The 12,118-nt window shown below is 45.0% G+C and carries 7 protein-coding genes; 5 read left to right on the forward strand and 2 right to left on the reverse strand.

Annotated elements, in window-relative coordinates; translation table 11 throughout:
• Positions 1-147 precede the first annotated feature (147 nt).
• The 3 genes from QUA71_RS16570 (at position 148) to QUA71_RS16580 (ending at position 8,828) form a co-directional block, all read left to right on the forward strand.
• Positions 148-1,440, forward strand: coding sequence for an ATP-binding protein (locus QUA71_RS16570; RefSeq protein ID WP_333286564.1), 1,293 nt, complete (start codon positions 148-150; stop codon positions 1,438-1,440).
• Positions 1,441-1,855: 415 nt separating this feature from the next.
• Positions 1,856-7,051 (forward strand): PAS domain S-box protein, encoded by a 5,196-nt coding sequence (locus QUA71_RS16575; protein ID WP_333286565.1) that lies wholly within the window; start codon positions 1,856-1,858, stop codon positions 7,049-7,051.
• 361 nt (positions 7,052-7,412) lie between these two features.
• Positions 7,413-8,828: a lipid-A-disaccharide synthase-related protein gene (locus QUA71_RS16580; protein WP_333286568.1), complete on the forward strand. Its 1,416-nt coding sequence runs from the start codon at positions 7,413-7,415 to the stop codon at positions 8,826-8,828.
• A gap of 133 nt (positions 8,829-8,961) precedes the next feature.
• Here QUA71_RS16580 and QUA71_RS16585 read toward each other — a convergent pair whose 3' ends face one another.
• On the reverse strand, positions 8,962-9,753 hold the full coding sequence (locus QUA71_RS16585) for a 2-phosphosulfolactate phosphatase family protein (protein ID WP_333286570.1): 792 nt from the start codon (positions 9,751-9,753) through the stop codon (positions 8,962-8,964).
• 89 nt (positions 9,754-9,842) lie between these two features.
• Between QUA71_RS16585 and QUA71_RS16590 the strand changes: the two genes are divergently transcribed.
• Positions 9,843-10,736 (forward strand): EI24 domain-containing protein, encoded by an 894-nt coding sequence (locus QUA71_RS16590; RefSeq protein ID WP_445243787.1) that lies wholly within the window; start codon positions 9,843-9,845, stop codon positions 10,734-10,736.
• A 3-nt stretch (positions 10,737-10,739) separates the two neighbouring features.
• Here the strand turns inward: QUA71_RS16590 and QUA71_RS16595 are convergent, their stop codons facing one another.
• Positions 10,740-10,994, reverse strand: a complete 255-nt coding sequence (locus QUA71_RS16595; RefSeq protein ID WP_190657915.1) for a hypothetical protein — start codon at positions 10,992-10,994, stop codon at positions 10,740-10,742.
• 307 nt (positions 10,995-11,301) lie between these two features.
• Between QUA71_RS16595 and QUA71_RS16600 the strand changes: the two genes are divergently transcribed.
• Entirely contained in the window at positions 11,302-12,096 is a 795-nt protein-coding gene (locus tag QUA71_RS16600; RefSeq protein ID WP_333286575.1) for a hypothetical protein, read from the forward strand.
• Positions 12,097-12,118: the final 22 nt, after the last annotated feature.

Consider the following 12,118-nt stretch of genomic DNA (forward strand, 5'->3'; position numbering starts at 1 on the left):
TGCACAAACGGCTAAACACCCGGTTTATGAGCGGATTTCTCGTTTTTTTTCCCATATTCCTACTAAAAACCGGGTGTTTTCCGTAAGTCCTAAATAAAATAGCTGCCAACATCTTTTGTGAAGAAAACAGGAACAGGGAAATAATCAATGAACGATCACCAACCAGGGACGCCGTTAGGAAACATTTTAGTAGTAGACGATACAGCAGAAAACCTGCGTCTGTTGTCTACGATGTTGACTCAGAGGGGGTACACCCCCCGCTGCGTGATTAACGGAAAAATGGCTCTGAGAGCCTGCAATTCTAATCCACCCGATTTGATTTTGCTCGACATAATGATGCCGGAAATGAACGGTTACGAAGTTTGTCAGCACTTGAAATTAGAGCCTAAAACTCGCGAAATTCCGGTAATTTTTATCAGTGCTAAAGATGAAATTTTCGACAAAGTAAACGCATTTGCTGTGGGAGCTGTGGACTATATCAGCAAGCCATTTCAGTTTGAAGAAGTGCTCGCCCGCATCGAAAGTCACCTCAGCCTGCGGAATTTACAAAAGCAGCTAAAAGAACAAAATATGCTGCTGCAAGAAGAAATCACGAGCCGCTTAGCAGTCGAAAAAACTCTTCAAGAAAAAAATCACATTTTGCAACAAGAAATCAGCACCCGTCGCGCCGTTGAAAAAGCTCTGCAAGAGCAAAATTTGGTACTCCAACAAGAGATATCAAACCGCCAGCGCGCCGAATCTGCTCTATTAAAATCTAACCAAGAATTGGCGCGTTCAAATGCGGAACTAGAACAATTTGCTTATGTGGCTTCTCACGACTTGCAAGCGCCTTTAGCAACCATTGCCAGTTACGCTCAACTTTTAGAAAAACGCTACAAAGACCAACTCGACACCCAAGGTAGTAAGTTTATCGGCAATATCGTTCAGGGCTGCACCCGAATGCAAACTTTAATTGACGATTTACTCGAATATTCGCGCGTTGGCCGGAGTCGGAAACCTTTTGAACTGACAGATTGCAATCACGCAGTCGAGCAAGCACTCGCGAACCTGCAAGGGGCGATCCGCGAGACTAAAGCCGTTGTCACCTACAGCGAATTACCCGCGGTAATGGGGGATATTTCTCAACTCATACAGCTCTTTCAAAATTTAGTCAGCAATGCGATTAAATATCGCCACGATGCACCGCCTGTCGTTCATATTACCGCTTGCAGACAGGAGGAAAACTGGTTAATTTCTGTCTCAGATAATGGAATTGGGATTGCTCCCCAGCATCAAAAACGTATCTTTCAAATTTTCCAGCGCTTGCATACTCAAAGAGAATATTCTGGGACAGGTATTGGTTTAGCAATTTGTCAAAAGATTGTGGAACTTCACGGGGGATGTATCTGGGTGGAATCGGAACCGGAGCAAGGTTCTACGTTTCACTTTACTATCGCTTAATTGAGACATTTTTTCGTCAAAAGGGAGAAGTTATAAGGTAGAAAAAGTCAATTAGTTTCTATGTTATAAGTCAAAAAGTATAAATTACAATTGACAATTTAACCCCATTTCAAATAATAAAAAACAAGTAAACAAGTGGCATTTTTTTGACTATCGGGGTTGGAATAGTGACGACAGTTGCATTCTTTTTTAACTGGTCTAAATCGCAAATTAGAAAAAAATAGTTTCCGTTGACAGTCTAGTTAGTGCGTGATATAATTTTAATTATTAAACACATTTTTTGTAGCGCTTGCTCCCCCCGCAATCTTACGGTCAATCTTACGGTCGATGTATGTGTACGTGCAATTGAATGACTGCCCGGAAAAAAAAAAGTCAAATTCAAGTTAGTTTAACATTTTATTGATTAATAAATATTATGAAAGCAGTTTTTAACTTAGCTTTGCCTCCTATCTGCTTTAAAGTTCTGTTAGTAGAAGACAACCCTCAGGAAGCTGAGCTGATTGAAGATTTGCTTTCAGAAATTGGCGGCGCGCAGCGTATAGTGCTGACGAAAGTAGAGCGCCTCAGCGAAGCGCAGCAGCGATTGAATCAAGAAACTTTTGACATAATTTTATTAGACCTTTCACTGCCAGATAGTCTGGGAATCGAGACGGTGGCTCGGGTACAAGAATACGGGGTAAATGTGCCGATCGTAGTTCTGACCGCCCAAAACGACGAAGAACTTGCCCTGCGGTTGATTTCGGTCGGCGTCCAGGATTATTTGGTAAAAAGAAAAATCGACAGCGAACTGTTAATTCGATCGCTCCGTTACGCCATAGAACGCCAGAACAGTCAAGATGCTTTGCGAAAAAGTGAAGAAAAATATCGCTCGGTGGTGGAAAATTCCCTGATCGGCATTGCAATCATCGCTCCAATTATTGACAGCGAAATTCCTCTAAATTGCCACTGGATAGAAGTTAACGATGCCCTGTGCAATTTGCTGGGCTATGAGCGCTACGAACTCGTGCAAAAGAATTGGCTAGAGTTGACTCATCCAGAGGATTGGGAGGCTAATTGTGAAAATTTTTCTCAGATGTTAGCAGGTAGGCTCGACGGTTACATCTTAGACAAAAGGTGGCTCAGAAAAAACGGCGAAATAGTTCACACGCGAGTTTCCCGGCGCTGCATCCGCCGCCTGGACGGGTCTATTGACCGGATAATCGAAGTAGTGTTGGACGTGAGCGATCGCTACCGCTACGAAGCGAAACTGAAAGCGTCAGAAGAATTTTTAAACCACACCATAAATGCTACGCCAGACCCAATTTTTGTCAAAGACGAGCAACACCGCTGGATAATATTAAATGATGCTTTTTGTCAGTTGGTCGGCAAATCGCGACAAGAACTGATGGGCCAATCAGATTATGACTTTTCCCCCCAATCAGAAGCTGCTGTTTTTTGGACAAAAGATGAAGAAGTATTGACAACGGGTGTCTGCTTGGAAACCGAAGAAAAATTCACCGACTCTGCCGGGAGAGAACATATAATTTCTACCAAAAAAAGCGTCTTCCAAATAGCAGACGGCAGTAAAGTAATAGTGGGTATAATTAGAGATTTTACAGAATACAGACAGCAACAAAAAGCCCTGGAACAAAGCGAAGCTCGCTTTCAAAAATTGGTAGCTAACCTACCGGGAATTATTTATCAATTACAAATGTCATCAACTGGGAAAATGTCTTTCCCCTACATCTCTTCAGGCAGCCGCCAACTCTACGAATTAGAGGCAGAAGCAATAGAACAAAATGCGGAACTCATTTCCAAGGGAATTCACCCAGACGATCTCTTAGATTTAAAAGCATCGATCGCAATTTCAGCCACTACGCTGGAACCTTGGCAGCAGCAGTGGCGGCAGACTTTACCATCTGGAAAAGTTAAGTGGCTGCAAGGAGCTGCGAGACCAGAAAGGCTCACTAATGAGAGCCCATGTGGCAGCGAAGGCGATATTCTCTGGGACGGTTTAGTGATGGATATTACTGAATTAAAGCAGGCACAAACAGAGCGCGATCGTTTTTTTACCATCTCCTTAGACTTGCTTTGCATTGTAGGTTTTGACGGTCATTTTAAACGTTTAAACCCAGCTTGGTCAACAGCTTTAGGCTACAGTATTAGTGAATTGTTGGCCAAGCCAATGATCGAATTTGTTCATCCAGACGATCGAAAAGCCACCGCAGCCGAAGGGGCAAAACTAATAGCCGGTACGTCCAGTATCTCGTTTGAAAACCGCTACATCTGCAAAGACGGTTCTTACAAATGCTTCCTGTGGACGGCATCGCCATTTACCGAAGAAGGTTTAATCTACTCAGTCGGTCACGACATTACCTCTCGTAAACAAGTAGAGTCCCAACTGCAGCGACAAGCAGTAGCAATGGCCGCTGCTTATGACGGCATCGCCATTTTTAATAATAATAAAGAATGTATTTACTCAAACGAAGCTTATCTCAAAATGTACGGTTTGTCAAGCCCTAGCGAACTGTATGGGAAGAAATGGAAGATGCTCTACAGCAAAGCAGAAAATCTATTTTTTGAACTACAAATAATGCCGGTTCTCCTGCAAAAAGGGTACTGCAATATAGAAGCGAGCGGTCAGCGCCCGGACGGTACTAAGTTCCCTCAAGAATTGTCGCTGACAATGCTTGGAGGTGGTGAAATCATTTCTATAGTCCGCGATATAACTAATAGAAAACAGGTAGAATCAGCCCTGCGGTCGAGCCAGCGCCGCTACCAAACTTTAGCAGAAGCATCGCCAGTTTGCATATTCCATACCGACACCTTGGGAAATTGCCTTTATGTGAATCAACGCTGGAGCGAAATTACGGGATTAAACGCAGAATTAGCAGCAGAAATTGGCTGGATGAATGCCATACATCCCGATGATGTCGAGCGGGTAAAAAATGAATGGCATCGAGCAATTATTGATAAAACTCCTTTTAAATCAGAATACCGCTTTCAGCGTCCCGACGGTCGGGTAATTTGGGTGATAGGTCAGGCAATTGCAGAAATCGGAGACAAGCAGGAGATTAAAGGCTATATCGGCACTATTACTGATATTAGCGATCGCAAACAAGCAGAATTAGATTTGCTGCGAGTTACTCAAGCAGTGGAAAGCACCAGCGATGCGATCGGCATTGCTGACTTGACAGGGCGATCGATCTACCACAATCAAGCCTTTGTTCAACAGTACGGCTACACAGCAGAAGAACTAAACACAGCAGGCGGATTAACAGCAATTTACCCCCAAAGTAATGTGCTGCTAGAAATTTTTAAAACGCTCCGTAAAGGCAAATCTTGGCAAGGCGAACTCAAAATTAACACTAAAAACAACAAACTGGTAACAACTTTATTCCGCGCCGACGGCATTAAAGATGAAACTGGTCATTTAATCGGGTTAGTGGGAGTAATTACCGACATCACCGAACGCAAACAAGCGGAGATGGCCCTGCAGCAGCAATTAAGGCGAGAACGGCTGGTAGTTGCCATGCTCGATCGCATTCGCTCCTCCCTAAATTTAGAAGAAGTCCTGACAACTGCTGTCGAAGAAGTGCGACAATTTTTGCAAACAGACCGCACAGTTATTTACCGCTTTAATCCCGACTGGAGCGGTTTTGTAGTTGTCGAATCCGTAGCAAAAGATATAATTTCGTTGAAAAAATTTGACAACTTGGATACGTGTTTTAGAGATAAATTTGTTGATATTTACCAGCAAGGTAATATTCGTGCTATAGCAGATATTTACGCGGAAAAGAGGAGCGAATGTCACCTTAAATTCCTCGAACAATTTGAAGTTAAAGCTAACTTAATAGTGCCTATTTTACAAGCACGAGAAAGCATTTCCCAAGTCCAACCGACGGTAGAAAACCACCTCTGGGGACTCCTGATCGCCCACGATTGCAGCGGCCCCCGTTCCTGGGATTCATCAGAAATAGAATCCCTCCGGCAATTGTGCGTGCAATTGGCGATCGCGATCCAGCAATCCACGCTATTTCAACAAGCACAAACCGAAATTGCCGAGCGCAAACTTGCAGAATCTGCCCTCCAACAAGCTGCATTAGCTGCAGAAAGCGCCAACCGCGCCAAAAGCGAATTTCTTGCCAACATGAGCCACGAACTACGCACGCCTTTAAACGGCGTTTTAGGTTACGCTCAAATCCTCAAAACCGACAAAGACTTAAGCTCAGAGCACCAAGAAAGTCTCAGCAATATTCAACAGTGCGGTCAACACCTGCTGATGTTAATCGACGATGTTTTAGATCTTTCCAAAATTGAAGCTAGAAAAATGGAACTCTACCCGGAAGAGTTAAATTTTCTAAATTTCACGAAAAACATTGCCGATCTCTTTCAGATGCGGGCCTCTCAAAAAGAAATTTTATTCAATTACGAACAAGTCTCTCCCCTGCCTAGCTGCGTTCGTGTCGATCCAAAAAGATTGCGCCAAATTCTCATAAACTTACTCAGCAATGCCGTTAAATTTACTAACAGCGGCGGTGTGACTTTCAAAGTCGGCTATGTCGGCACAGGGGCCTGGAGTCGAGGGCAAGGAGAAAATTATGAGTTCTCGACTTTGAGTTCGGAACTGAAAGAAAATTATATGCGTTTCGCCCACAATGCGATCGCCGCCAAACACGCTTTAAAAATCCGCTTTCAAGTCGAGGATACCGGCACAGGAATAGAGCAAAGCAAGTTAGAAGAAATATTTTTGCCTTTCCACCAAGTAGGAGGCAATACGTTTGTTGAAGGTACAGGTCTCGGACTCTCGATTAGCCAGAAATTAGCGAAACTAATGGGTACCGAAATTCGCGTCCACAGCACTTTGGGAAAAGGCAGCACTTTTTGGGTAGATTTAGAAGTGCCAGCAGCTAAACGGTACTTGGAGGTGTCTCCTTTGCAGGAAAAACGCTGGCTTGTCGGTTTTATCGGCAACAAGCGGAAAGTGCTAATCGTGGATGACAATCAACTGGATCGCGATTTGTTGTGCAGGCTGCTGCGGCGTTTGGGATTTGAGGTTGCAGAGGCCCAAAACGGCCAAGAATGCCTATGCAAAACAGTTGAATTTCAACCGGATGTGATTTTAATGGACTTGCGGATGCCTGTAATGGATGGCTTAGAAACTGCAAGAAAATTGCGGCAGTTGCCGTCCGTAAAAGATGTCGTGTTAATCGCTATGTCAGCTAGCGTTTTCGAGGCTACGCAGCAAGATAGCATCCTCGCAGGGTACGATGATTTTATTCCCAAACCGATCGAAGCCAATCACTTTTTGGAACAGTTGCGCGTGCATTTGGGACTAGAATGGATTTATGGGGAATCTTCGGAAAACAAAAAGCGCAAAACTCCCAGTTTGTCACCCGCCTCTGATTTTCCTGCTTATTCTTCTCTGTTACCTGCGGCTTCTGAGTCAGTAGCAAAACTTTTGAGACTCGCAGCTATGGGCGACATTGAAGAAATTTTTGAGGAGAGTGCTAAGCTGGAGAGTTTACAACCTAATTTAGTGCCGTTTGTCTCGAAGCTGCGCCAACTTGCTAAGGGATTTCAGCTCAAACAAATTCGGAATACTTTAAAGCAATATATCGAGGGAAAATAGTATGAATCTCATGGTTGAGAGCTTGGCTGCATACAGATAATTTAGATGTGCAACAACTTACCGCCGCGTTATTTAGCCGCAGGCACTGGCAATTGTCGATCGCGCAATTGTCAGTGCAGGCGGCCGTAAGTCCCAACATTAAACAAGTTGTTTTCCCGCTTCAGAAGTTGCCCTCGCAGAGTCCGATCAACTGCTGTTAAATGCCAGATATTTTTGGGTACAGCAGAGATTTTGATCGGCGCCGGATCTGGTTCGCTCTTACCGTGTTTTGTACTATTTCAAACAACAATTTTCTGGTAAACTAAAGTGGAAAGTTGCTTTCCATCCCTAGACTGAAGTCCCAGGGTTTGCAGGCTATTTTTTGACAATAGAGTTTTTGAGAGAGTTGGGATTGAAATTACTTTGCCTCAGTAACGGCCACGGAGAAGACGCGATCGCCCTTCGCATCTTGCAGGAACTGCAACAGCACCCGCATCCGCCAGAATTAGCCGTGTTTCCGCTAGTGGGTGAAGGGCAAGCTTTCGCTCAACTAGAAAACGCCCGCATCATCGGCCCGGTGCAGCGGATGCCTTCGGGCGGCTTTATTTACATGGACGGGAGGGAATTTTTGCGCGATGTCAAAGGCGGCCTGCTTCAGTTAACCATCGCTCAGTTTAAAGCCATCCGCGCTTGGGTGCGATCGCAACAACAGTCTGGGAATCAAGACGGCGTTATTTTAGCCTGTGGGGATATTGTACCGCTGCTGTTTGCTTGGCTCGGCGGCGCGCCCTATGCCTTTGTCGGTACTGCCAAGTCAGAGTATTATTTGCGCGACGAGAACGGGCCTCTGGCTCGCAAATCCCGAGTCTTTGGTTGGTGGGGTTGCCCGCGATCGGTTTATTTGCCTTGGGAGCGCTGGTTGATGACTCGATCGCGCTGTCGGGCCGTTTTTGCCAGGGACGCGCTAACCGCTGAGACTTTACAAAAGCTGGGAATTCCCGCTTACAATCTCGGAAACCCGATGATGGACGGACTGCAACCGGAAAATCCAGCCGGTTTTTACGGCCCTGACGCAGAGTTGCGGGAAAGGTCGCGATCGCTCGTCATCACCTTACTGCCCGGTTCTAGAGCGCCGGAAGCCTATGCTAATTGGCTGCTAATAATAGAGGCTGTAGCCGGAATTTTATCGCTGTTTGCCGATCGCAAATTGTTATTTTTCGGAGCTATTTCCCCTGAGTTAAATCTAGAAGCTTTGCGACCTAGTTTAGAATTTTTTGGCTGGCGACAAGAAGGCGAAACTCGAACGCAGCGGCGAGAAGGAAGTATTTTGCGACCTCCTGTTTCAAGCGCTCAAGAAATTCAAAAAGAATCTCCTAATTTGCTATTGCCCTTGACCTTTGTGCAGAGAAACGCCACGATGATTTTAACTCAGCAAAGTTTTAACGATTGTTTGTACGAAGCAGATTTAGCAATAGCAATGGCAGGAACGGCTACAGAACAATTTGTAGGTTTAGGAAAACCCGCGATCGCCATTCCCGGAAACGGCCCGCAATTTACTCCAGCTTTTGCAGAAGCTCAAAGTTGCCTCTTAGGCCCGTCATTAATTTTAGTCAAACATCCCGCCGAAGTTGCCGGCGCCGTGCAGTCTTTGCTCCGCGACCCCGACAGGTTGCAGCTAATCGCTGAAAATGGCTTGCGCCGCATGGGAGAACCCGGTGCAGCAGCCAGAATTGCCGAGTGTTTAATGCAGCGCTTCGGCGGTGAATCCAGCAATTCTCAATTGCCTGCAATTCACTAGGAACCAAACAATTTTGTGTTCCTGCCCAGTATCTTTAATACTACTTTCTTTTAAAAACATCTTGTTCGCTAACTACTAATTTCCGTAGGGTGCGCCTAGGCGCACCTTACTAATACGGCATTCGCAGAAAATTTCAAGTCGGCGTTTTTTCTGAAGATTGAACCCAGAAATCAGCCTGAGGAATTTTAAAATCCGACTTAACCAAAACTCCCGGTTCTCGCTGCACCGGCAGCACATCTAAAGTATCCGTTTGCGCGCAATATTTTAAATCTTCAATAACCCCTAAACCGAGGAGGCGCTGGCCGTGACTGGCTCTTTCCAACAATTCGTGCAACCGATCTTGCCAGTGCAGGTAAAGAGCAATAGCCCCAAATACTTCATCGTTACCCGCAAAATCGCTCGCAGGAATACCGCTTTCTGCTAGCAAACTTTGGGCGATCGCACCAGCACAAACCGTATCTTCCAACGAATAACTCCCTTCCCAACCAGAACCCACAATCCAAATAGTTTCCGGCTGTTTATTTAACAAAAACTGCACCACAGATTTGCGGTTAATCAAAGCCGCCGTTAACACAGTTGCAGCAGCTTGCACTCGCTCCAGAGCCCGAGTACCGTTAGTTGTGCTGATAAAAATTCGCTTCCCAGTCACCTTTTCTGGCGTGCAGTCGAGGGGGGAATTCCCCATGTCAAATCCGTCAACTTTGCCGCCGCCGCGCTCTCCGGCGCGAATCCGCTTATCTGCAGGCCATTTTTCGCTCTCGGCCATTAGCTTATCTAAGTTGCTGAAAACTTGGACAGCTTCCGCCCCATTATTCAGGGCCGTTGCCATTGTCGTAGTCGCCCGCAGCACATCAACTGCGATCGCGCAAGCCGGCATTTTGTCGGCTGGCGTAAGTTCCGGGGTATGGTAAATAAAAAGCTTCACTTTTGGGCTACCTGCGATAAATCCTCATCAGCAATAATAATGGAAAGTGGATGATAGAAAATAGAGTCGAGTCCTCAAAAGCAGAAAATATGTCAAAACAGCTAAATTCAAACCCCGCCCACGCCGCCATTACCGCACCAATTGGACTCCTCGCAGGTTTCACCTATCCTTTGCGAGCTTTCACGCTAATTTTGCAAACTCCCAAGCTGTGGACTTATGTATTAGTTCCAGTGGTGCTAAATTTTATAATTGGTATTGGTCTTTATTTAAGCTTGCTATTTCCCAGTTTGGCAGGGATAGACGTTTTAGTTGCCGATTTGTCCGTCCGATTTAATGCTCTAATTGCGAGTTTTCCAGCTTGGCTGAGCTTTCTCGGCGTGTTAACAGTCGCTTTCGGCTGGCTGCTGCGCGTACTCCTAGTGTCAGGACTTTTGCTGATAATTGGATTTTTGTTAGTGCAGTTTGGCGTGATTTTAGGTTCGCCCTGGTACGGCAAACTTTCCGAACAATTGGAACTGCTGCGGAACGGTCAATTGCCCGCAGAAGCACCAATGAATTTGGCGAGTAGTTTTGGGGATATTCAAAGGGCGATCGCCTTTGAACTGCGAAAACTACAAATTTTGTTGAGCGTCGGCATACCGCTGCTGCTGCTGCATTTTGTGCCGGGTGTCGGCTCTATTCTTAGCAGTTTGGGTGGCGTAGCTTTGGGCGCGACTATTGTCTGTTTGGACTTTTTAGATGCACCTTTAGAGAGGCGGAGGCGACCTTTTCAGGAGAAATTGAAGATAATTTGGGCGAGTTTGCCGGCCAGCGGGAGTTTTGGTCTGGTTTGTTTGGGTTTGGTGAGCATTCCCCTGTTGAATCTGTTGGCGATTCCGCTGTGCGTGACGGCGGGAACTTTGTTTTTTTGCGATCGCATTTGGCCGGCCCGCTTTGCCCCAGAAGAAACAAAGAGCGATCGAGAAACTAACATTACCAATTAAAAACTAGGAAGATGCTTCTTCCTTCGGCTGACTCTGGGAGTTAAGACCCAAAAACGGGCTTAACAACAGCCAGCTAATGAAGAAAAAGGATGCTGTAAATAGCTGGACAATATCGATCGCCGACAAATATCCGTCAGATAATAGTGCAATAGTTCTATCTGTCAGCCCGAATATCCAAGAGAGAATCCCAAACAGCCAAATGCCTTTTTGGAGCATGGGCAAAAATGCTGAAACTTCGGAGTTTTGCGACTTGTTCATTGATTTAGCCCTTGTTTGCGAAAAGTCTGATTAACCGGGGCACCCCAAGGGCTTAAGGATTTTTGGTGTCTCCTCGGATTCCCTTTGTTATCTATATGTTAAGAAATATTTCCCGATATGACAACGCGCCCTGAGAGGGATTTCCGCATCTATCTCAAGAGGTAGTCGCAGCGCCAACAAAGAGTGATATTTGCTACACTTTGGTAGGATGCGCGATCGCGATCGGGTTCTGGGCCACTCTTGCCATGAGTCCCAGGCGCTTGATATAGTGGGTCACAGGCTACGTAAAAGAGCGAAATCACAAATTATGTTATTTAACAGTATTGAATTTTTAGTATTTTTTGCGATTGTTTTCGCCATATATTATTTCCCTCCGTTGCAAAAAGTGCAGGTTCCCATCCTGATAATTGCCAGCTTTATTTTTTACAGTTGGAGCGCCCCCGCACTGTTGCTGCTCCTGCTACTGTCAATTATTATCAACGCTACAGTCAGCTTTCAAGTTGCCAGAATTTCTGACAAAAAACAGCGATTTTTTTGGGCTTTATCGGGAGTAGTTCTCAATGTATTAATTTTGAGCTTGTTTAAATACGCCGGTTTGCTAACTAACTTTGTTGCGGATGTTTTTAATATTGCTCGAACCGAAGGCAGCCTGGCTTATTTATTCTTAAAATTGCCTTTGCCGATCGGCATTTCTTTTTACACCTTTGAAGGCATAAGTTTAATCGTAGACGTACTGACTCAAAAAGATAAAAGCGAAACAGAATCAAACGCTTACGTCTCGCCCAACTTCACCCAACACCTGCTAAACACCTCATTTTTTATTAGCTTTTTGCCCAATTTACTGTCAGGGCCGATTTTAAAATCCAAGAGATTTTATCCCCAGATTGTTCCTAAATACTTTAAAGACATTCCTGGAAATTTCATTTTTCGCTCCCTCGTTGTCGGCTACTTCCTAAAAATGGTCATCGCCGACAACTTAAAAGACTATATAGCCTTTATCAGAAAGATGAGGTATCATGTAACTGACTTGAACGAAGTAAAAAATATAGTAATTGCTCAACTAGGGGAAAAAATGGAGCCATCAATAGAGAGAGCTTGTTGAATAGATTGATAAGCAGTTAAAC

It is taken from the genome of Microcoleus sp. MON1_C5 (genome assembly GCF_036701875.1).
Classification (GTDB): Bacteria; Cyanobacteriota; Cyanobacteriia; order Cyanobacteriales; family Microcoleaceae; genus Microcoleus.

Excerpts from the sequence above, each read along its gene's own strand:
- QUA71_RS16570 (WP_333286564.1), top strand. The coding sequence starts at position 148 with ATGAACGATCACCAACCAGGGACGCCGTTAGGAAACATTTTAGTAGTA.
- QUA71_RS16575 (WP_333286565.1), top strand. The coding sequence starts at position 1,856 with ATGAAAGCAGTTTTTAACTTAGCTTTGCCTCCTATCTGCTTTAAAGTT.
- QUA71_RS16590 (WP_445243787.1), top strand. The coding sequence starts at position 9,843 with ATGTCAAAACAGCTAAATTCAAACCCCGCCCACGCCGCCATTACCGCA.
- QUA71_RS16595 (WP_190657915.1), bottom strand. The coding sequence starts at position 10,994 with ATGAACAAGTCGCAAAACTCCGAAGTTTCAGCATTTTTGCCCATGCTC.
- QUA71_RS16600 (WP_333286575.1), top strand. The coding sequence starts at position 11,302 with ATGTTATTTAACAGTATTGAATTTTTAGTATTTTTTGCGATTGTTTTC.